We start from the raw sequence: 21,084 nt of genomic DNA on the forward strand, positions 1-21,084 counted from the left end.
AAAACGAACTTAGCGCTGCTCGAACGGGTCGCGCATCAGGATGACATCCTCGCGCTCAGGCGATGTCGATACCAGCGCGCATGGCTTGCCAACCAATTCTTCGAGACGGCGTACATATTTAACCGCCTCTGCCGGCAGATCATTCCACGATCGCGCCCCGCGGGTCGATCCACTCCAGCCTGGCATCGTCTCATAAATCGGCTCGACCGCTTCTTGCGCCGCCGCCGTAGCCGGCAAATAGTCCATCGTCTCATCGCCGAGCTTATAGCCTGTACAGACTTTGATCTCGTCCATCCCATCCAGCACATCGAGCTTGGTGAGTGCCAATCCATCCACGCCAGACACGGCGCAGGCTTGGCGGACCATAACCGCGTCGAACCAGCCGCATCGGCGAGCGCGACCGGTAACCGTGCCGAACTCATGTCCTCGCTCGCCAAGGCCTTGGCCAACCTCATCAAACAGCTCGGTCGGGAAAGGACCCGTTCCAACCCGTGTCGTATAGGCTTTTGCAAGCCCGAGCACATAACTGACCGCGCGCGGGCCTAAACCCGTCCCGGCAGCAGCTTGCCCCGACACCACATTTGAAGAGGTCACGAAGGGGTATGTGCCGTGATCCACATCGAGCATCACCCCTTGCGCGCCCTCGAACAGAATCCGGCGGCCAAGCTTCTGGCTCTCGCCAAGCACTTTCCAGGCCGGCCCTGCAAACGCCAAGATTTTCGGGGCGATCTTCAGAAGCTCTGCTTTAAGCGCCGCGGCATCCGGAGCTTCGAGCCCCAATCCAACCCGCAATGGCGTGTGATGGGCCATCAGCCGGTCGAGCTTTTGATCCAGCGCAGCCTCGTCAGCAAGGTCGGCGACACGAATGGCACGGCGCCCGACTTTGTCTTCATAGGCCGGGCCGATCCCGCGCTTGGTTGTGCCAATTTTCGCTTTATCGCTGGCCGCGCCTTCGCGCGCCTCGTCGAGATCTTGGTGCCAAGGCAGGATCAAACAGGCGGTCTCGGCCAGCAATAGATCATCCGGGGTCAAAGTGATCCCGGCTTTTTCCATATTGTCGAGCTCTAAGAGCAATTGCCATGGATCGACGACGACGCCATTGCCGATCACAGAAAGCTTGCCGCCCCGAACCACACCCGAGGGGAGCAAGTTCAGCTTATAGGTCGTCCCATCGATGACCAATGTGTGTCCGGCATTATGGCCGCCTTGAAAGCGTGCCACGACGTCCGCGCGATGGGACAGCCAGTCCACAATTTTCCCCTTGCCCTCGTCGCCCCACTGGGCGCCGACAACCACAACTCCTGCCATGTCGAAGAACTCCGTCAGAAATAGACCCGCGCCACTGACCCCGTTTGGCCTAAAAAGGCAAGGCCCCGACTGGCCAATTCACTTGGTTAATTCGATAAAATTCCATCGATTCATTTATCTGGATCAGAACAAAGCTCTGATATCCCAGCCTCATGAGGGACACGAACCGAAAGAAATTCGGCGACGTCTTACGCATGGGCGTAATATGTGCCGGAACCGTAGCGTGGGCTGCACAGCCTGCGATGACTGATATGGTCGACAGACCACATTTCCGGATTGACGGAATGGCGATCGTTTGGGCGGCTGATTCAGCTGGCACAACGCCCATCGCTTCTGACTTTATTGTTGAGCATAATGGCGTAAGCACCGATCTGATCGGAACCGACGTTCACACCGTTGTCACTGGATCGCTCGAAGCCTTGGACCTATCCTTTGCGGACGGAACCGGCGCCACGTTGCGTATTCAAGACATTCCGGGGAGTGGCAATCAAACGACAAGGCAGGGCGATCGCTTCACTTCCTCATCGGATGTGCTGAACCCGTTCCGCCTCGACAGTGATACAGACGTTCGCACCATTCGCAGCGACATATTGAGCAGTTTCTATGTCGCCACAAACAAAGCGTTTAACATCGACGTCACCGCATCTTCGGCCGGAGACCCTGCCGATCTCAACCTCATCCGCCTGCGCATGCGGATGACGGAGTCTGGAACTGATGATGGCCTGTCATTTGGCGGCGCTGCGCAGCTTCCGCATTCGGGCAATTCGCCCGCTTCAGGGATGCAATGGGGCGGATATCGTCGCCTCTCAACTTTAACCGGCGGCAATGACATCTTCCGGGGCAATCGCCGCACAGCCGAGTCACCCGGCAGCATTGTCGAGCAATCGGTTCGCTTCGATCTCGACTATCGTTGGAACACCGGAAATATCGACCTCAGCGACGGCACGTTCGACGTCGAAGCTGAGGTGATCTACACCGTCTATATCCCCTAATCAGTGGAAAATGGCGGGCTTCGATGCTTCAAACCGCTTTTGCGCGCGAGCAATTGAAGCCTGCTGTTTGGACGGCGCCATCTGATATGTCTGATCGCGCAGAAAATTCATCAGCTCGTGGCGCTTTCCTGCATGGGCGAGCACATCTGGGGTCAGCGTTTCGCCGATATGTACCGGCACCGCTGTCCCAACCCGCCTCTTCACTTCGCGAAAAATGAGCGCGAGTCGAAGTTCAATCGACATATGGCTGGCCCATTGAAACAGGCGTGAGTTCTGGCCCTCAAAGAAAATTGGTGTGACATGCGCGGCGCTGCGACTGATCAGTTTGGCGGTAAACGGCTTCCACGTGTCGTCGACGGCGCTTCGGCTAAATGGCGTTGGTGAAGTCGAGACACCGCCCGCTGGGAAGACAATAATGCACTCGCCATTCTTCAATCGGGCCAAACTTTCAGCCCGCGTGGCGATATTGGTCGCTCGCGCTGCTTTCGTGTTGGCGAAATCAATCGGCAAAAGCCAGTCTCGCGCTTCGGGCGCACCATCCAAGATCGCATTGGTGAGGACTTTAAAATCAGTTCGGCGCAGCGAGATGATCCATGAAATCAGGAGGCCGTCCAACACACCGAATGGATGATTGGCGACGACCACCAAAGGCCCTGTCGCGGGGATCTGGGCGAGGCGTCTGGAACTAAACTCTACATCAAGATCAAGCAGTTTGATCGCTGCGGCAAAAAACGGCTCATGTGTGAGATCCGCGCGATAGGTCTCATACAGTTTTTGCAGATAGGGCTGACCTGAAAGACGCTCGATGGTTCTGACCATGCCGCGTTTGAACGGGTGATCAAAATCGGGCGCATAAGAGAGCTGAGGGGCCTCTTCCATCCCTTGAAATTGCTCTGATTTTCGTAATTTCGCAAGAAAAGACGTCAGTCCTTCATAAGGCCTGCGGCTTTCAGCGTTTTGCCTGCTCGGATCACGCGCGCCAGTTTTTCTTCCGAAGACCGGTCCCCGCTATTGGAGTCCGGATGGAAGCGGCGGACATATTCGGCATAGCGCGCGCGGATCTCTGGCGGTTTTGCTTTCGCGTCCAGGTCCAACTCTTCGAGGGCGCGCTTGGCGAGCCCTGTCGCGGACCGGTTTGCGCGTCTTTCTTCGCGAGCGGCGGCGCGGTCTTGAAAGAACTCGGCGCCCTGCCACGTACTCGGATCTTCAGCCTTACCAGCTTTGTTGCCGCCCATTGGACCGGCGCCAAACTTCCATGTCTGTTTAAACCCGTAGCGCGCATTCTCGTTGAACGCTTTGAGTTGTTCTTCGTTCATCGTGTCGAAGAAATTGAAGCTCTTATTATACTCCGCCGCATGGCGTTTGCAGAAATAGTGCTTGCCGTCCCCAAACTGTTTAGGCGCAGGATGCTCTCCGGCCAAATCACAACTCGGGTGTTCACAGGTTCGCGTTTCCTGCGCTTTTGCACGCGAGGACTCGTCGGCCGTGGGCTTCACTCTTATATCGGTGAAACGTGGGCGATATTTATATCCGTCATCCATAGGCGAGGTAACATAGTTGCTTCGGGTTAAAGAGACCAGAACTTATGATCAGATCAGACCGTATTCGTGAGATTTTAATAAAAGTTTTTGCGCCGAGCGAACTCGAAGTGGTTGATGATAGCCACAAACATGCCGACCATGCCGGAGCGCGGCCGGAAGGTGAAACCCATTATACGATCAAAATTGTCTCCGCTGCGTTCGCAGGCCAATCTCGGGTCGCCGCCCAGCGCGCCATCCTCTCCGCGCTAAAGCCCGAATTTGAGACCGGCCTACATGCGCTCTCCATTAAGGCAAGTTCATAATTTAAGGACAGATTTCGTTAAGTCTTCAGGCGTATTCTACTGATGACGGAGCGTAGAATGTCTGCACAAGCGAAACATGATCTTCCGCAAGATCCAGGGCATATGACCGTGCGGATTCCCGCAACGCCTGATCAAACGTGGGCGCTTGATGCGGATTACCTGCATGGCCGCTTGGACGTTCTGAAAAATCTCGGCACCCATTATGCCAATCGCATTTGGCTACTCGATATGGTCTCAGACATTATGTTGCTGGGCGGCATCCTGACCACCTTCTTTGTCGCGTGGTGGACCTTCATCCCGATGATTGGCCTAGCGTGTTTACAGCGCATCTCTAATCGCCGCATGGCAGGCGAGCTCGCGGGACGGGCGGCGCAAGAGTCCACGGACGCGTTCCTATATCTCTACAATTCAGGCGTGTTGTGGTTGGAGCGACCTACCAATCCGTCATCGGACCGGCTACGCCAGCTTCTGTTGCGCTAGCTTTTCGAGCCAGGAAACGCCGCAAAGGCGGGAGTTTCGCCGCCGCGAGCAAGCCCAATGTGCGAACCGGCTTGGTCAACATCGAGTCATTTGAGAATAAGCGATCAATGGCGTCGAGCGCCAGTGCCGTACCCGCGCCATCGAAATGTCGCGCTGCGCTATAGGCTTCTAGCATTTGCGGCGACCCGATCTCGCCGCCAATGCGCAATGTGTCCTGCGCGATTTCGATCAAATCCGCGACATCGCGGAAGCCTTGATTGAGCCCCTGACCTGCGAGCGGATTAACCCGCCGCGCCGCATCTCCAACCAGCGCAATCCGCGGCGCTGTGATCGCCGTCGCCAATTGCAGGACCAAAGGATACGATCCTGCCTGGCCTTCAATCTTCATCTCGCCAGCAAAATCTGAGAATCGCTGATTAAGCTCGGCCTCGGCCGCTTCGACCGGCATTTGCGCGAGCGTTTCAGCAGCCCCGCGCTTCATATACCAGGCCAGATTGGCGCGATCTCCTAGGAGCGGCAGCGTGGCAAATGGGCCTTCCGGGGTGAACAATTGCCGGGCGATGCCGTTGTGCGGGGCGCTGAGTTTCACATTCGCGGTGAAAACAGATTTGCCATAGTCGCGCCCTTCAGTGGAGATGTCTGCGGCTTGGCGAACCGGTGAATTCATCCCATCCGCCCCGACGAGCAAGCGCGCTTGGATTTTTCGGCCACTCTCGCAACTGATCACCGCCTGACCGCCGTCGACCTGCACCTGGTCAAACCGCTCCGGGGCGAACCATTCAATCCCGGACTCATTCTTTAGAGCTGTATCCAGCGCTGCTTGCAGGGGTTCAGCCATGGCCATTTGGCCAAGCGGCTCATCCGGATCGGCGCTTTCAAGATCCTCTTTTGTAAACAGCACAGATGGCTGGCCGAAAAAATGCGTACCGCCATCGGTTGCTTCAAGTCCATTGAGCGGCTGGCTGGTATCCGAAAGCTGCGCCGCGATGCCCAACCGATCCAACAATCGCCAACTGCCTGTGACGATAGCGAAGTTGCGACCATCTCTTGGCGGTGTGACAGCGGGATCGCGGGCATCAATCACCGCGACCTGCAGTCCGGCCTGGGCCAATCCAATCGCCAAACTCGCTCCGGTCGGGCCTGCGCCGACGATCGCCACATCGAAGAGTTGCTCAGTCATCTCGATTACGTATGAGCAGAACTGCATCTGGTCCATGCCTGACAGACAAACGGGCGTTTGGGTCGCAGCCTGCTCGAAATTTGGTCAAATGCCGCCGCCCCGCAGACGAGTAGCTTTTTAATTCTGGTAGAAATCTAGGCAGACGGGTTTTTTGCCTCTGTCACTTAACCAGAGCTGCGGGAGATTACGGGCAATGAGTTTATGGATGAAAACAGCGAAGCGGGGCGCAATGCTGCTGCCGTTTGCAGGAATGGCGGGACTGGCAGCTCATGCTCAAGACGCTAGCGCGGTCAGCGCTTATGTCGATAGCAGCTATCTGTTCCTAATTGGCGGCTTGATCGTCATGTTCATGGCAGCAGGCTTCCTGTGCCTCGAGTCTGGCTTGGTGCGGTCCAAAAACGCATCCATGCAGTCGCTTAAAAATGTTGCACTTTTCTCGGTCGCCGGCCTGATGTTCTGGCTGATTGGTTACAATATGGCCTATCCTTCCGGCACACTCACCGATGCAGGTTTGATTGGCGTGCCCGACTTCATTTGGAGTGGCGAAGAAAACTTAGACACCGGCTATGCCGCGAGCTCTGATTGGTTCTTCCAGATGGTGTTCGTCGCGACCGCGGCGTCAATTGTCTCTGGAACCGTGGCGGAACGCGTGAAACTCTGGTCATTCCTGGCCTTCGTGGCCGTTCTTACAGCGTTTATCTATCCAATCGTAGCCTCCTGGGAATGGGGCGGCGGCTATCTCGATTCTCAGTGGGCGTTCTCAGACTTTGCGGGGTCTACGCTCGTGCACTCTACAGGGGGCTGGGCAGCTTTGGTTGGGGCAATCATTATCGGGCCACGCGCTGGTAAATATTTCGGCGAGAAAGTGAACCCAATGCCAGGGTCAAACATTCCGCTCGCGGCGCTGGGTACGTTCATTCTGTGGTTCGGTTGGTTCGGCTTTAACGGCGCGTCTCAACTGGCTGCGGGCACGTTCGATGACATCAATGCCGTCGCCAAGATCTTCGCCAATACGAATATGGCGGCTGTCGGTGGTGTGCTTGCTGCGATGATCCTCACAGCTGTGCTCTACAAAGGCAAAGTTGACCCAACAATGGCCTTTAATGGCGCGATTGGTGGTCTGGTCTCGATCACCGCCGAGCCACTCGCTCCGAGCATGGGGGCTGCAGTTCTGATCGGTGCGGTCGGTGGTGTTCTGGTGGTTCTGACGGTTCCATTGCTCGACAAGCTAAAGATCGATGACGTTGTTGGTGCCATCCCTGCTCACTTGGTCTGCGGTATCTGGGGCACGATCATTGTTGCTGCCTCTTACGGCAATCACATCATGCCGCCGGTCGATGAAGCCGGCGCGCTTACCGGCGACGCAAGCTATGTTGGCCAACTCGTGGGCATTGTTTTGACCGGTATCGTGGTCTCGGTTTTGTCAGCAATCATTTGGATCGCGCTGAAAGTGACCATCGGCGTTCGCGTCAGCGAAGAGGAAGAACAACTCGGCCTCGACCGAGCGGATACAGGTGTCGAAGCCTATCCAGAGTTCGCCTCCTAACCCCTTTGCCAGGGCTGGCTTGGCTAGCCCGGGCAATCCTACGCTTCCCTCAGTTTGGAAGCGTTTCCTCCCGACTTACCCCCGGCGCTTTTGCGACCGGGGGTTTTTTCTGCCCGGTATCAAATCTCTTTGCAGCAAAACCGTGTCTGTTAGCGCCGTTTTAAGGCCGCGCTTGTAATTTCATTTTTGGTTCAGAACGTCCCACGTGACCGGAGTGTAGATTATGGCGAATACAATCGCAGACGCAGGCCAGATGCGAGAGGTCTCAGACCCTGTTTGGCGGATCATAACCGGGACCGGCGCCTTTGCCGTAGGCGTATTTATTTGCGGCAGCGTGGGCACTTACGATCCGCTCGATCCGAGTTGGAACGCCGCAACCAATCGCGAAGTCGCAAATCTGTTTGGGTCTGGCGGCGCTGTTTTTGCCGATATGATGCGTCAAATGCTCGGATGGTCAGCATGGGTCGCCGGGCTGGCTTTGATGATTGGCGGCGCTATGCGCACAGTTTTGATTGGCGCGCCCAAAATTCGTCGCTGGATGCTCGGATTTCTATTTGTACCGCTATCAGCGGCCTGTTTCGCAGCTTGGCCAGTTCCGACCTCATGGCCTCTGCGCGCTGGGCTCGGCGGCATGATCGGGGATGGCTTGCACGATCTTTCCGTGATGCCGTTCAAAGCCCTTCTATTGCCGATGCCGGAACTGCTGGCCGGATTGCTCGCAGGCGGACTAGCCATGACCTGCGCCTTTGCAGCTCTTGGATTCCGCCGCGGGGATGCCCGCCTTCTCCAAGCAGCCGCCAGCCAATCGGGCGCCCGTGCGGCGCGCCAAGCTGGCGGTCTATTCAGCCTGCTAAAGCGTAAGAAAACGGAAATCGACAGCGATGGCGCGCCGGAAGGATTACAAATCCGCCGAGCCAATGCGGCCGACAGCGAACGTGCGAAAGAAGCTTTTGTAGAGCAAGAGCCGGAGGCAGCGACAGCAGAGGTTGAGGCACCAACTCAAACGCCAAAATCACTAACCGTCATGGCGCCGCGCTCAGCGACTGTGCCCAAAACGCAAGTCAAACGCAGTCGGAAAGCGCGTGGCGCGAAAGTTCCGCCAATGGACCTGTTGCAATTGCCGCCGGTACAGCGCCATGAAATCGACGAGGACGCGCTCCTCGTCAAAGCTAATCGCCTAGCCGAAGTGCTCCGCGAGTTCGGTGTTCGCGGCCGCATTCGCGAAGTCCGTCCTGGTCCCGTTGTCACCTTGTTCGAACTCGAACCCGCCGCTGGTGTGAAATCAGCGCGAGTGATCTCGCTCGCCGATGATGTCGCCCGCTCCATGAGCGCGGTCTCCTGCCGGATTGCGGTTGTGCCCGGCAAAAACGCGATCGGTATCGAACTGCCAAATGACGAACGCCAAACGGTGTATTTGCGCTCATTGCTCGACAATGACGCCTATACCAAGACCAAAGCGGCACTTCCAATGGCGCTCGGGGAAGACATTGGCGGCGCGCCGACCGTGGTCGAGCTCGCAAAAATGCCCCACCTATTGATCGCGGGAACAACCGGATCTGGTAAGTCAGTCGGGGTCAATGCGATGATTCTGTCGCTGATCTTCAAACTCCCCCCCGAAGAGTGCCGGTTCATCTTTATCGATCCAAAAATGCTGGAACTCAGCATCTATGAGGGCATCCCGCACTTGCTCTCGCCGGTGGTGACCGATCCGAAAAAGGCTGTGTTGGCGCTACAATGGGCGGTGCGCGAAATGGAAATGCGCTATGAGCTGATGTCCAAGGCTGGGGTCCGCAACCTTGCGGGTTTCAACAAGAAGGCAGCGGAATTCCGCAAGCGCGGCGAGCACATGACGCGCAAAGTCCAGACTGGCTTTGATGATCGCGGCAAGCCGCAATATGAGACCGAGATCCTGCCGCTCGATCACGTTCCAAACCTGGTCATCGTGATCGACGAGATGGCCGACTTGATGATGGTTGCGGGTAAAGAGATTGAAGGATGCGTGCAGCGCTTGGCGCAAATGGCGCGGGCCGCGGGTATTCACTTGATCACCGCCACGCAGCGTCCATCCGTCGACGTCATCACCGGCACGATTAAAGCGAACTTCCCGACTCGGATCTCATACATGGTGACGACGAAAATCGACTCGCGGACCATTCTGGGCGAGCAAGGCGCTGAACAGCTGCTCGGCATGGGCGACCTGCTTTATCAAGCCGCTGGCGTGAAAACTCAGCGCTGCCATGGTCCGTTCGTTTCGGATGAAGAAGTGCAAGCGGTGGTCGATTGGCTGCGCGAGAATGGCGGAGAGCCGGACTATAATCCTGAAGTCCTGGAAGAGCCGGAAGACGGCACCGGCAGCGTCATCATGGATGCGATGCTGGGCACGTCGACAGGCGACAAGGATGAAGACCTATACGCACAAGCCATGGCGATCGTACTGCGCGACAAGCGCGCCTCGACCAGCTATCTGCAGCGCCGCTTGAAAGTCGGCTATAACAAAGCCGCGACGCTAATTGAGCGGCTTGAAGAAGAAGGCGTAATTTCTGCTCCGAATCATGCCGGCAAGCGGACTATTCTGAAGCACGGCGACCCCGAATAACGCGGCGATATAGGCACTTTTCCTAAGTGACGAGCCCTGAAAATTTCGGCTCCTCTGGTCTAAAGTCACCAGAGGAGCCGTTTGCTATGAGCCATACGCCACACGAACTCGTGGACGATTTCCCGCAAGATAAAGCTCGTATTCAAGAAATGCGTCGGACAAGCCCGCACTTCGCTAAACTCGCGGAGCGATATCACGAGATCAATCGTACCATTCATCGAATGGAAGAACGGATCGAGCCGGTCGCAGACGCAACCGAGTTGTCGCTTCGGCGGGAGCGTATGATGCTGAAGGATCAGCTTTACGCCATGCTCCAGCCCGGAAGCTTTTCACGGACAATACGTTGACCTAAAGCGCGAGGCGTTAAGCGCGCCCCGCCGCCTTCTTTATGGTGCGGCTGATGAGGCTGATGCGAACTCTTCTGAGGCGCCGTTTTCCGATGACTCAGCAGGTTCCAAGCGGCGAATTCGATCCAATTCGGCATCCGCTTCTTCATCTTCATCGAGCGCAACCAGCGCTTCGACACGGAGACGCCGAACGTCTGTATTTGCTGGGTCTTGTTCAAGCAGATTGTCGGCATTGCTGAGCGCGTCGGCATATTTTTCCAGACTGACTTGCACGGCGACCAGCTTTTGCGTGGTTTCCGCATCGTCTTCTTCGCTCATATCCATGAGCTGAAGCAGTGTCGTCTCGGCGTCTTCGGGAGCGCCAGCGGCTTCTTGCACGCTGGCCAGCGCGAGTAGGATGGGCGCATCATTTGGCTTCAGCAAAAGATAGCTCATCAAAATCTCTTCCGCCTGATCATAATATTCCATGACCATGAGGTGATCGCTGATTTCGAGCGTCGTTTTGCGGCTTTCTGGATTGAGCTCCAACGCCTTTCCGAACGCCATCAAGGCATCTTCGTTTTGCTCGCTGATCGCCAGGCTGCGGGCTTTATAAAGCCAGAAGAGCGGGCTTTGCGGGTTCTTAGTGAGCAGCACATCCAAGCGCTCCGCGGCCATTTCTGGCGAGCCTTGACGATACTCATAGCGCGCCAACGCAAATGCGGCGGGCTGTGTGAAGATGGATGTTTCAGGCAGTTCTGCGGCGATCCCAGACGCGGCCTCAAGATCGTCTAGCTCCAATTGAAGCAGCATACAGACATAGATCAGGCGCTCATTATCGGCGCGCTCGATACAGATATCGTCTTTGGTTTCCGGCGTTGGCGGGCGGATCACACCGCTCGCTTCTTGCAGGCCTTTGAGCAACAGCCCTTGCTCAGTCGACATCTCAACATTCGCCATCCGGCGAATGATCTGCCGCGCTGCACGAGGACGTTCGGACGCCAGCAAGTTCACCGATCGAGAGAATAAGATGTCGAAATCGTTCTGCGCTTGGGCGCTCGCTTCCCGGAACATGGGCAGCGCGGTTTCAAACCGGCCAAAAGAGAAGTTGAACTCGGCCCAATCGGAGAGCGTTACAGCGCTATCGGGCGCCAATGCTAAGGCGCGCTGATAGTCGGCTTCAATTTCATCGCTTTCGTAGAGGCCCGAACGCGCTTTGGCTGTCGCAAACCGGCGCCAGGTTGGGCCACTATCGGGGCGGAATTGGATTGAGCGATCGAATGAATCGACGGCGTCTTCGTACAGCCCCAACACGGCTTGCGATTGACCGAGCAGAGACAAGGATTTGCCTTTGCGTGAGCTGCTGGTGATGTCGACAGAGCGTTCGAACACACGGATCGCTTCTTCATGCTGACCGGTCTCTGCAAGCAGGATCCCGTAATTCACATAACCCGGATTGTGATTGGGGTTCGCCGCGAGGTGGATCGCATAAGCCTCAATCGCCGCATCAATGCGATCAGCACCGCGAAAGGCAAGCGCGTATGAGAAGGACGCGCCATGCTCGATGCGTTGCTCAGGCGGCAACCCTTTAAGCACGTCAATCGCTTCTTCAAACCGCTTACGAGAAGTCAGTAGTTCCCCGACATGCGCCGCGAATTTTGGCTTATCAGCATCGCTCGCACGCCGGAAATATGGCGTGGTTTGAAGCCGGTCATAAGACAAAGGCGACAAAGAGGTGTTTTGAACGATTTCCACGAGATCCTCGTGGAAGTCTTCAGATAGATCACTCGTATCTACGAGCTCGATCTCTTGCTGATCATCTGAGGAAATGGCGCGTGAGATAGCGGTGTCTTCATCGCTGCGAACAACGAATTCAGCCACTAAAGCGACGGCCGCGATGGCCAGCGCCAAGGCACTCAGCGCTGGCGCCGAGAAGAAAGGTGATTGCTCATGCATGGGCAAGCTCCTTATTGGTGAGGTCTTCTACGAGGCCTTTTTGTTGAACGTTCTGGATCTCAATGCCGGGACGGCCATTCACTTCCAGAATGAGGGGGCCACGATCTTGGTCGATACAGATATCGACGCCGATATAGCCCAGAGGGATGGCTTTCGAGGCGCGTGTCGAAATATCAATCAACTCACGCCATTTTGGAATTTTCATACCGATCAATTTAGCGCCCGTATCGGGATGCTCTTCAATCGCGGTGCCGCGCTGCGCAGCATTAGTTATCTTGCCGGTTTCGATATCAATCGCGAGACCGACGGCGCCTTGGTGCAAGTTCGCTTTGCCGCCAGATTTCTTGGTCGGCAGGCGCAGCATGGCTGAGACAGGCTTGTTCTCGTGCAAGATCACACGGATATCTGACAGACCAAAATCGGCAATCTTGCTGATTGCTTCATGCTGCTTCAGGAGCGGCTCGACATAAGCGAAGTCTTCTTCACCGCCTTGCGAATAGGCGCCGTGGAGAATTTCGCCGACATGTTTGGAAAGCTGTTCTGGCTTTAATGTCCGGCCGCCAGCGGTGACGAAATTGTCGCCGTCCCGCTCACGTATGATCAGAATGCCATTGCCCTGCGAGCCGCGATTAGGCTTCAGCGCGAAAGCGCCGAAATCAGAGACGGTTTGCATAAATTCTGGCAAATCACGGAAAGACTCGCAGACGGCATAGGTTTTGGCCACCGGCACGTTTGCGGCTTGTAAAATTTCTTTGGTTCGCAACTTATCCGCAGCAAGATCAAGTAGTTCTTTTGAGTTTAGCTTGTTTATCAGAAGGCGATTGCGGGCATTCATCCCAAGTACTGGACCCTTGTCGAGGATCGAGCGGAAGCGTACAAATTCTTGCAACCGCATGCCGGACCATTGGCCGATTGCGAGCTGCACGCCCAATACGAGCAGCAACAATTCTGGCATCAAGGCAAACAGGCCTTTCAACAGCACCGACGAGAACACGATATAGCAAGCAATGATGGTGACGATTGTGCCAGCACCAGACGTCGCAAGACCTTTCCAGTCTTCGTCATCGAGCATGTTGTGGATCCGCTCGGCGAGGAAGGAAATAATCACCACCGGGAACAAAGCCAGGATCCCGAACTGCAAACTGGTCCGATTACCAAGCCAAAGCAGCACACCGACAAACAAGACCGTACAGATCGTAATCACAGCGGCTAATCGGGGGATCTTCAGCACATTGAACCGGTTGAAATAAATCAGCGCTAAAATGGCAAAGGCAACAATCCCGGAGAATGTAGCGAGCCCGAGCCAGAGCCCGGTATTCACACAAGCTGCAGCGATCAACATTGGCATAAAAATACCGAATGTCTTCAATCCAACCACGCTGCGCAGGAAGATGGTCACCAAAGCTGCAAGTGGGAAGAGCAGGAATACGCCGATCATCTCTTCCGGTAGTCCGGTCAGGCGCATCAATTGTGCGGCATTGAAGCGGTTTAGCGTCGGCTCGTTCTCATCAAACTCGAACAGGGCAGGGGATTGGCTGACCGGATTGATTGTAAACCGATAGTCAAAATTGATATTGCGCGTGTGGCGAAACAGAGCGTGGTCGCCGGTATAAAGGCGCAGATAGTTTTCAGGCAGGCTGGCAAAATGGCCATTGGTTGGGTCAAACGGCACCCAGCGACCTTCAATCAGAACTTCGAGCCATTGGTGCGAGGTCTTCTTAGACCCTTCATTCATGATCACACCGCCAACCAGACGGGCCGGAATCCCATTAGTGCGCGCGAGCGCCACAAAGAGGCGGCCTTTGCCATTACAACTGGCGCGGCCAAGACGCAGCGCGGTTAGGGCGTCGGTGAAGCCTTTAAATGGCGCGCCTTCGATGCCCTGATAGGTATAATCATAGATCGACGTCAGAACCGGCACGAGCTCGCGGCTGTCATCCGGTTGGATGCTTGACCACAGATCACGAATTTCGGGATGGCCGACTTGGATGCCTTCTTCTTCGATCAAATACTGATTGTATTGTTCGGGCAGGAATTGCGGCACCTGCAGCGATTGATCGAGATCATAGATCAGCTCTTTTGAGGTAATCAGCGCGTGATAACGAATCTCGCGGCCTTGATCGCCAGACCACATGCCGCGGCGACCTGAATGATCCGTTTGGTCATCAAATTGGAGCTGTCCGGAGATAATGTTCTCGCGGACAATATCTTGGCGCTCATCGTCTGACGGCAAGAATGTTGTGACATCGACATCGCGATCATCACCGACGAAACTCATCGCCAGAGAGAAGTCATACATCGTAATCGCGCGTAACTGATTAGGCAGCGTTGGCGAGCTTCTCAAATGCATGACAGCCAGCACCACGCAGGCCACGATCAGCCAGCTACTCGGATGTCGTACGGTCGCCCAAAGGCGCGCTTGCAAGTTCATCCTTATCACCCATCCCACATTGGATCGTTAATAACTGACGACCTCGTCCAAACGGCGTATTTATTACACTGTAGGGAGGGGGTGGTCCGCTTAACAATCAGCAACATTAACCAATTCCGGGCGGCATTTATGCCATCTCCGGAGCACTGGCAATGTTCTAAGTCAGGTTAAGGTTGGGCAATATTAAGGCAGAGATCGTGGCTTACGCGTAATCCTGTAGGTGGCGCCGAAGAATCTTGCCGATCGGGTTTTTCGGCAACTCTTCGATAAAGTGTACTTTCCGCGGCACTTTGTAGCCGGTCAGGTGGGTTCGGCAGTGGGCCAGGACCGAATCCGCTGTGCAATCAGGATCTGAGGTCACGACGAAAGCATGCAATTCTTCCGCGCCCGATTCTGTCCGAATGCCAGCCGCTGCCGCTTCGGTAATACCAGGACAGGTGCCGAGAACGCCATCAATCTCATTCGGGAAGACATTGAAGCCGCTGACCAGGACCATGTCTTTGCACCGGTCAACAATGTAGAGCTCACCCTCCTCATCAAACCGGCCCATATCGCCTGTCTTGAACCATTCGCCGAGATAGGCATTGGCCGTTTCTTGCTCGCGACCAAGATATCCTTTCATCACTTGCGGCCCTGAAATCAGGATTTCTCCAACCAAACCAGGCTGATCCGTGATCAAGTCATTGTGCAGGATGCGAATATCGGTACCCGGGAACGCTCGGCCCGCAGACCCGCTTGATTTACTGATGGCGTGATCTCGGACCGCGATCAACGTGGTCGCCTCGGTCATGCCATAGCCTTCAATGATGTTCGATTGGGTCGCCGCCATCCAGTTTTGAGCGGTATGGTCGTGCAAGGCGGCCGCGCCAGAAATCGTGATCTTGATGCTTTGACCATACTCTTGGAACCAATCTTCCTCGAGCAGCTTTTCGAACAATGTATTCACGCCTGGGAACACGTCCGGCTTAAACTTTTTGAAGGCGGGCTTCATATTGGTCAGTGGACGCGGGTTGGGGATCAACACCAAATGCCCGCCATTGGTAATCGCAATCACTGAGGCAAGCATCCCAAACACATGATAGACTGGTAAAGCCAGCAACATGGTCTGTTTCGGGGTCAATAGAAGCTCTGGGCTGGCAATTGTGAATTGCGCGATATTGCTCATCAGCCCGTGCTCAGACAGACGGACCCCTTTTGAGACACCCGTGGTGCCGCCAGAATACTGATATATCGTGTCGCGCTCAGGATCTAAGCCCGCAACGCGGTCAAACTGGTCGAACTCTGGTGTCGCTGCTGCAGACAGAACATCTTTCAGCGTCGAATGCGGGCCTTGGAACGGGCGGTCGAGTTTTTTGACTTTACGCAGAAGGAAATTCAAGCCGCTGCGCATGATCGGCTGAAAGAAGTCAGTGACAGAAATCGCGATCACTTTGTCGACTTTTGTGCCTTCAACGGCCTCTTCGATCATTTCAGAGAAGATGGTCGAACCAATGACGCAGCGCGCGCCGCTATCTTTTAACTGTCGCCGGGTTTCAGCCGCTGTGTAGAGCGGGTTCACATTGGTTAGGGTCAGACCAGCGAGGAACACGCCGAGCATGGAAACGATGTAAGACGTGCAATTCGGTGACTGGATCGCGACCACATCGCCTTCCGCATAGCCAAGGTCTTCGCGCAAATAGTTTGCCAGCTTTTGCGCCGACTCAATCGCTGTTTTGAAGTCCGTGGTCTCAGAATGCCCGGTCGGAAGGGCAGTGGTTAGGAATGGCTGGTCCGCATAATCTGTCAGCGCTTGGCTGATTTTTTCGTGCAGACAGCCGGGCTTGAGATCAAGGCCTGGCTTGCTAACGAATTTTGGATTTGCGGTGGTTTGAATAGCCATATTGCGTCTCTAATTTGGGAACGCTTTGGCATACCGAATTTGGATTTGAATCTCGTTACGGTTGTTCGATGAATTTCAAATAATTGGCATACTCTTCGGACATCTGCCCGGCCGTGCGATTGGCTTCTTTGATGCGGAAATAGTCTGACAATTGCTGCCGTGCGGTCTGCGACAGCGGACGTTCGACAATCGCCTCTTTAAGTTCTCGCAGCATATCAGCGCCGGTCACCTTATGGCGCTTCGGGTGCGTGACCCGTGTGAGGTAAATGGAGCGCAAGACTTCGGCGCCGGTTTCGTCGCTCCAAGTATGCCAAATCTCAACATATTGGTCTTGCCAGCCGACCACCCGAGTGTGGATCGTCAGAGCGCCGTTCGGAATGTTTGGTTGCGCGCGAACTTGCACCGAGCTCAGCACAATTGGAATCCAACCATGCTTTCGAACAACCGCCGACATACGCGTCTCTACGAAGAATTTAACTAGCGACAAATCGATGAAGGATGGGATTCGCGATGCGAATAATTGTCCGCGCCGGTCCTTGTCCCAACGTCTCGGCTTGACGGTAAATCGTGTCCCGTCCCATACGTTCGCATCTCTAGGTCCTAATACAGACCTAAATACAGTGATCAAAAGGCTTAAGAATAAATCCATTAATCTACCCGCTGGCGACCTTTCTGGTGCTCTCCAAATGCGATTAGGCAGAAACTAAACACAGATCGTAAACGAATTCACTTCAATTGGGATTTCAGCAGTGAAGTTTATTTTATGAGTAGCTCATCCTTCATAATATTAGGGGCCGGGCCGGCGGGTTTAACTATGGCCCGCATGCTGAAAGATCGCGGCGTTCAGAACGTGAAAATTCTTGAGGCGTCGCACAAGGTTGGCGGCAAATGCTTGTCCAACCCGATCGGTGACCATGTGGTTGAGTTCGGCACCTGTTACGCGATTTGGTCGCACAAATACGTCCTCAAACAGATGAAGAAGCTCGGGATTAAGCGCAATTATATGCGGGCGCAGCGAATCGATGGACGCGAGCTGATGAGCTATATCCGCGATGGCAGTGGTCCAGCCTTCCCCATTCAAGCGATCAAATATGCGCTAAAACGCCGGGCGCTGATGGCGCGGGCCGACAAGGGCGATACGAGTGTCAATGAGATTCTGGCGCAGCCGACGCGAGACTGGCTGCGCGCCAATAATCTCGGAAAAATTGAGAATATGATGCACCGCGTGGTGACATCGATCGGCTATGGATATCTCGACCGATTGCCTTTGCTGCATGCCATGCGTTGGGTCGATTTCGACATGCTGCTCACAGGCCTGCTGAAATTCACGGTGATGCCGGAAAAGGGCTGGCAGCATTTTTGGGATACGTTTGCAGAAGCGCTCAAAATTCACCTCAACACAAAAGCGGAGTCAGTCGAGCGGTCCGAAACAGGCGTCCGCGTGGGCACAGAGTCGGGTGAGTGGTTTGACGCCGATTACCTCATTAACACGCTGCCAATGTCTGACTTTTGCGGCATGACCGATGCTACGCACGCTGAGCAAAAAATTGCCGCCTCGATCTCATGGTCCGGATACACGACGACGCTTTTATCCGTTGAAGACTGGCCTCATGACGCGCCGGTCAATGCCTGGAGCGAAACCTGCGCCACCGATGCCAATGACGGCCAACTTTTATACTATCGCTATGAATGCCCAGAAGAGGATGGGCGCACTTTGTTCAGCGTCGGTCAGCTATCAATCGCCTATACACCCGACGAATTGACCGAGCTTGCCGTGTTCGATGCCCGCCGCAAAGGCGCGCTTGACCCCCGCATCGTCCAACAGGTGATTTGGCAATATATGCCGACCTATGATCCGGAAGATATTCGCAATGGCCTACTGCAAATGATGACGGATATGCAGGGCGAACGACGAACTTTCCATTCAGGCTCGAGCTTCTCGCATGAAGCCGTCTCTACGATTTCGGCGTTTAACGCGCGTTTGCTGCCTTTGGTAGCGCCTTGATCGCGTTGCCAACACTCTGAACATGATCAGCCGGCACGATCGCAATGAGATTGACAGACTTTTCACCATCTAAGTCTTCGCGATACTGGCCGCCTAAATTCTCGATATGCGTCGCAGACATGTAAGTCGCATAAGCATCGAGTGTGACTTCTTCTTCGCCTGATATGACGAGCGCGGGTTTGTCGACAATGTCGTCTCGCTTGTCGCCATAGACGCCGCGAATAATGAAGCAAATCGCATCGGATCCGTCCGGCATCGCCCGCACATGCAGCGACAATTTACCGGAGGCGCCTACCGTCCGCTGTGTTTTCAGACACATTTGGCCCAGGGCGCGCGTCAGAGATCCACTGGCCGAAGATCGGACGAGCAATTCTTCCGGCACGGCATTGATCACAGCTTTGAGTGTCGCTTTGTCGAGCTCGCTTTGGCCCATTTCGGACAGCTCTTCAGCGAAGATTTCGCGCAGCTTAATCATCTCAGCGTCAACCATATGCTGATTATCATCCAAAGAGTGACGGGTCATCGACGACATCAGTCGCTCAAGGTCTTTAGATGCGTTCATGATCAGGTTGGCGAGATTGCCGAGCTCTTCAGAATCGAACTGGATACGCGAATCTGGCTGTAAGAGCCGTGCATATTTCATGATCGATTTGATTGGATAAATCACTTCGCGCGAGATCGATTCAAAGAACGCCGATTTGGTTTGTAGCGCTTGTTCGGCCTGCTTGCGCGATTCCAAGATCGTCTGCTGGCTCTCAACCAAAGAGCTGACATCTTCTACCAGTTCAATTTGGTCACCTTCAACGCCATTGAACTCGGTCTGACGATAATAGCGGCCTTCCCAGAAATAGAAGCCTTCGCGGGTTCGCGTGCCGTGGGTCACTGCTTCCCGATTGTCGGTCATCGTTTGGTTAGAGAACACGACATCGCCGGAACTGTCTTGGATTTCGAGGCCAATTCCCAGTGTGCTCACAGCAGACTCGAGGCGCCCCTTAGAGAGTTCGAGGCCCAATCGGACGCGGAGCATTTCGACCGTGTCGTGATATTTCAGGTGAGCCATATAGACCATGGTCACGCCAAGCGTGCTGCCCATCGCGGTCGTGATGATCGCCGCGGTGCCATCAATAAATAGCAGCGAGAAAATCGTGACCGGCAAGGCGCCAGCTGAGAACCGCGCTGACATGCCGGCATTTGAGCCAAGACAGGCCGCAGCTGCGGCGCACATGCCAACCGAGAGAGCAGCAAGTGTGATATTAGCGGCCGGGTCAGGTCCTGCGAAAATCAGACAGCTCGAGGCCCACCAAGCCCCGAAAAAGAAATTATTACGCGCGCCCTTCTTGAGGAAGCCGCCCTTGAGTTCGGCATCCTTTGGCACTGAAGACATCGCAACAGCACCTTTCCATTGGAAGAAAGCGAAGTACAAAATCGGTGCCCACCAAATCAGGGCCAACCACCACATCGTAAATTGGGCGAAAATCAGCGTCACCGCGGTGCTGTTAATCGCTGTGATTAGAGCCAGCGGCTTCATCACTGAGGCGAGTTGATCAAACAGCTCTCGCAAGACGGCTTGTCGCAAACGCCCATCAGGGAGGTCGAGCGTGCCGTGAACGATGCTATTGAAAACCGAGGCCGTGGAAATGCGCATAATCGGGCATATGCCAGATATGTCTTGAAAAACTGGTCGCGAAGATCGGCAATCTGCGCTCAGTTTTTTTAGGAAGGATAAATCTTGCTTGCTGTTTGGTTAATCGATGAAATTTGCTTTTCGAGCTTAATCAAATGGAAATCCGGTCAGCCGAAACGGAATTCGAGCATGTTCAATACCGAAAATGAGGGCTCAGGCGACGCCGGCAGTCTCGGCTTCTCATTATTCGATTGAAAACTAGATTTGTGATTGATTTGTTCCGGCACGCAAACCAAAAGTATATTTTCGTGAATGTAAGAATTGGAAAAATTGATGTCTGACGAAAAAGACCAACTGTACACCCTCATGAAGGCCTTCTTCGAACAGAATGTCCCCTTTGCTAAACACACTGGAATTGAGCTGCTGGTGATCGCCGACGGCCACGGTTCCGCGCAATTACCAGATCTTAAAGAGACGCAAAACCATATGGGCTCGCAACATGCTGGCGCTTTGTTCACGCTCGGCGAAGCTGCTTCTGGCGCCGCGTCTGTGTCTTTATTTGCCGACAAAATCGCAGTTGTCCGCGCCGCCATTGTTGAGGCGAACATTGCCTATAAAAAATCTGCTCGCGGCGTGATCCACGCAGAGGGCAAGCTGCGCCGCACAGGTGACGAGATCATGGGTGATTTCGCCCGAGACGGCGTTGTGAACTTTTTCGTCGATGTTGTCCTGACCAATGCAGACGATGTCGAGGTCGCGACCATGGAAGTCAATTGGCGAATTAAGTCGACCGCTTAAGCAAAAAACCGAAGCCGTAGCACCACCCGTTTCAGCAACTGCATGACGGTTGCACCCTTGCGCCTTGCGCGCCTTTCAGCGAACAAGTTTGCTAGTTTCAAATGATGTGTTGAGGGCGAG

17 protein-coding genes are annotated in these 21,084 nt (G+C 54.9%); 8 read left to right on the forward strand and 9 right to left on the reverse strand.

All coding sequences use genetic code 11. The features are described 5' to 3' along the window. Window positions 1-9: 9 nt before the first annotated feature. The gene (locus tag MY069_RS08810; protein WP_482793407.1) at window positions 10-1,308 is read right to left on the reverse strand and encodes an adenylosuccinate synthase; all 1,299 of its coding nucleotides are present in this window, start codon (window positions 1,306-1,308) and stop codon (window positions 10-12) included. Between the two features lie 251 nt (window positions 1,309-1,559). Between MY069_RS08810 and MY069_RS08815 the strand changes: the two genes are divergently transcribed. Next, entirely contained in the window at window positions 1,560-2,300 is a 741-nt protein-coding gene (locus MY069_RS08815; protein ID WP_482793408.1) for a hypothetical protein, read from the forward strand. On the opposite strand, the gene MY069_RS08820 is transcribed toward MY069_RS08815, so the two are convergent. Then, a complete protein-coding gene (locus MY069_RS08820; protein WP_482793409.1) occupies window positions 2,301-3,179 on the reverse strand; it encodes a lysophospholipid acyltransferase family protein in 879 nt (292 codons plus the stop codon). Between the two features lie 44 nt (window positions 3,180-3,223). Beyond that, a complete protein-coding gene (locus tag MY069_RS08825) occupies window positions 3,224-3,841 on the reverse strand; it encodes a J domain-containing protein (protein ID WP_482793410.1) in 618 nt (205 codons plus the stop codon). 44 nt (window positions 3,842-3,885) lie between these two features. On the opposite strand from MY069_RS08825, the gene MY069_RS08830 reads away from it, so the two are divergent. Beyond that, window positions 3,886-4,143 carry a BolA family protein gene (locus MY069_RS08830; RefSeq protein WP_482793411.1) on the forward strand — a complete coding sequence of 86 codons (258 nt, stop codon included), beginning with the start codon at window positions 3,886-3,888 and terminating at the stop codon, window positions 4,141-4,143. A gap of 57 nt (window positions 4,144-4,200) precedes the next feature. Then, window positions 4,201-4,623, forward strand: coding sequence for a hypothetical protein (locus tag MY069_RS08835; RefSeq protein WP_482793412.1), 423 nt, complete (start codon window positions 4,201-4,203; stop codon window positions 4,621-4,623). On the opposite strand, the gene MY069_RS08840 is transcribed toward MY069_RS08835, so the two are convergent. Then, window positions 4,577-5,803, reverse strand: a complete 1,227-nt coding sequence (locus MY069_RS08840) for an FAD-dependent oxidoreductase (protein WP_482793413.1) — start codon at window positions 5,801-5,803, stop codon at window positions 4,577-4,579. The genes MY069_RS08835 and MY069_RS08840 overlap by 47 nt on opposite strands. 205 nt (window positions 5,804-6,008) lie before the next feature. On the opposite strand from MY069_RS08840, the gene amt reads away from it, so the two are divergent. From amt to MY069_RS08855, 3 genes are all read left to right on the forward strand, one after another. Continuing rightward, window positions 6,009-7,349: an ammonium transporter gene (gene amt / locus MY069_RS08845; RefSeq protein ID WP_482793414.1), complete on the forward strand. Its 1,341-nt coding sequence runs from the start codon at window positions 6,009-6,011 to the stop codon at window positions 7,347-7,349. A gap of 223 nt (window positions 7,350-7,572) precedes the next feature. Next, window positions 7,573-9,945 carry a DNA translocase FtsK gene (locus MY069_RS08850; protein ID WP_482793415.1) on the forward strand — a complete coding sequence of 791 codons (2,373 nt, stop codon included), beginning with the start codon at window positions 7,573-7,575 and terminating at the stop codon, window positions 9,943-9,945. 86 nt (window positions 9,946-10,031) lie between these two features. Beyond that, complete coding sequence (locus tag MY069_RS08855) at window positions 10,032-10,292, forward strand: HP1242/YdcH family protein (RefSeq protein ID WP_482793416.1); 261 nt, start codon at window positions 10,032-10,034, stop codon at window positions 10,290-10,292. A 39-nt stretch (window positions 10,293-10,331) separates the two neighbouring features. On the opposite strand, the gene MY069_RS08860 is transcribed toward MY069_RS08855, so the two are convergent. From MY069_RS08860 to MY069_RS08875, 4 genes are all read right to left on the reverse strand, one after another. Then, the gene (locus tag MY069_RS08860) at window positions 10,332-12,227 is read right to left on the reverse strand and encodes a tetratricopeptide repeat protein (RefSeq protein ID WP_482793417.1); all 1,896 of its coding nucleotides are present in this window, start codon (window positions 12,225-12,227) and stop codon (window positions 10,332-10,334) included. After that, window positions 12,220-14,658: a sugar-transfer associated ATP-grasp domain-containing protein gene (locus tag MY069_RS08865; protein WP_482793418.1), complete on the reverse strand. Its 2,439-nt coding sequence runs from the start codon at window positions 14,656-14,658 to the stop codon at window positions 12,220-12,222. The genes MY069_RS08860 and MY069_RS08865 overlap by 8 nt, the downstream gene beginning before the upstream one ends. Before the next feature lie 202 nt (window positions 14,659-14,860). Next, the gene (locus tag MY069_RS08870) at window positions 14,861-16,537 is read right to left on the reverse strand and encodes an AMP-binding protein (protein WP_482793419.1); all 1,677 of its coding nucleotides are present in this window, start codon (window positions 16,535-16,537) and stop codon (window positions 14,861-14,863) included. Between the two features lie 55 nt (window positions 16,538-16,592). After that, a complete protein-coding gene (locus MY069_RS08875) occupies window positions 16,593-16,991 on the reverse strand; it encodes a hypothetical protein (RefSeq protein ID WP_482793420.1) in 399 nt (132 codons plus the stop codon). Window positions 16,992-17,300: 309 nt separating this feature from the next. Between MY069_RS08875 and MY069_RS08880 the strand changes: the two genes are divergently transcribed. Beyond that, window positions 17,301-18,542: a flavin monoamine oxidase family protein gene (locus tag MY069_RS08880; RefSeq protein ID WP_482793421.1), complete on the forward strand. Its 1,242-nt coding sequence runs from the start codon at window positions 17,301-17,303 to the stop codon at window positions 18,540-18,542. Here MY069_RS08880 and MY069_RS08885 read toward each other — a convergent pair. Beyond that, complete coding sequence (locus MY069_RS08885) at window positions 18,508-20,187, reverse strand: hypothetical protein (RefSeq protein WP_482793422.1); 1,680 nt, start codon at window positions 20,185-20,187, stop codon at window positions 18,508-18,510. The two genes, MY069_RS08880 and MY069_RS08885, sit on opposite strands and share 35 nt — an antisense overlap. Before the next feature lie 312 nt (window positions 20,188-20,499). Here MY069_RS08885 and MY069_RS08890 point away from each other — a divergent pair, with 312 nt between their 5' ends. Then, window positions 20,500-20,964 carry a PaaI family thioesterase gene (locus MY069_RS08890; protein WP_482793423.1) on the forward strand — a complete coding sequence of 155 codons (465 nt, stop codon included), beginning with the start codon at window positions 20,500-20,502 and terminating at the stop codon, window positions 20,962-20,964. Window positions 20,965-21,084: the final 120 nt, after the last annotated feature.

It is taken from the genome of Hyphomonas sp. ske169 (assembly GCF_056850855.1).

Excerpts from the sequence above, each read along its gene's own strand:
- MY069_RS08875 (WP_482793420.1), bottom strand. The coding sequence starts at position 16,991 with ATGTCGGCGGTTGTTCGAAAGCATGGTTGGATTCCAATTGTGCTGAGC.
- MY069_RS08830 (WP_482793411.1), top strand. The coding sequence starts at position 3,886 with ATGATCAGATCAGACCGTATTCGTGAGATTTTAATAAAAGTTTTTGCG.
- MY069_RS08850 (WP_482793415.1), top strand. The coding sequence starts at position 7,573 with ATGGCGAATACAATCGCAGACGCAGGCCAGATGCGAGAGGTCTCAGAC.
- MY069_RS08880 (WP_482793421.1), top strand. The coding sequence starts at position 17,301 with ATGAGTAGCTCATCCTTCATAATATTAGGGGCCGGGCCGGCGGGTTTA.
- MY069_RS08860 (WP_482793417.1), bottom strand. The coding sequence starts at position 12,227 with ATGCATGAGCAATCACCTTTCTTCTCGGCGCCAGCGCTGAGTGCCTTG.
- MY069_RS08885 (WP_482793422.1), bottom strand. The coding sequence starts at position 20,187 with ATGCGCATTTCCACGGCCTCGGTTTTCAATAGCATCGTTCACGGCACG.
- MY069_RS08865 (WP_482793418.1), bottom strand. The coding sequence starts at position 14,658 with ATGAACTTGCAAGCGCGCCTTTGGGCGACCGTACGACATCCGAGTAGC.
- MY069_RS08810 (WP_482793407.1), bottom strand. The coding sequence starts at position 1,308 with ATGGCAGGAGTTGTGGTTGTCGGCGCCCAGTGGGGCGACGAGGGCAAG.
- amt (WP_482793414.1), top strand. The coding sequence starts at position 6,009 with ATGAAAACAGCGAAGCGGGGCGCAATGCTGCTGCCGTTTGCAGGAATG.
- MY069_RS08825 (WP_482793410.1), bottom strand. The coding sequence starts at position 3,841 with ATGGATGACGGATATAAATATCGCCCACGTTTCACCGATATAAGAGTG.
- MY069_RS08820 (WP_482793409.1), bottom strand. The coding sequence starts at position 3,179 with ATGGAAGAGGCCCCTCAGCTCTCTTATGCGCCCGATTTTGATCACCCG.
- MY069_RS08870 (WP_482793419.1), bottom strand. The coding sequence starts at position 16,537 with ATGGCTATTCAAACCACCGCAAATCCAAAATTCGTTAGCAAGCCAGGC.
- MY069_RS08890 (WP_482793423.1), top strand. The coding sequence starts at position 20,500 with ATGTCTGACGAAAAAGACCAACTGTACACCCTCATGAAGGCCTTCTTC.
- MY069_RS08855 (WP_482793416.1), top strand. The coding sequence starts at position 10,032 with ATGAGCCATACGCCACACGAACTCGTGGACGATTTCCCGCAAGATAAA.
- MY069_RS08815 (WP_482793408.1), top strand. The coding sequence starts at position 1,560 with ATGGTCGACAGACCACATTTCCGGATTGACGGAATGGCGATCGTTTGG.
- MY069_RS08840 (WP_482793413.1), bottom strand. The coding sequence starts at position 5,803 with ATGACTGAGCAACTCTTCGATGTGGCGATCGTCGGCGCAGGCCCGACC.
- MY069_RS08835 (WP_482793412.1), top strand. The coding sequence starts at position 4,201 with ATGTCTGCACAAGCGAAACATGATCTTCCGCAAGATCCAGGGCATATG.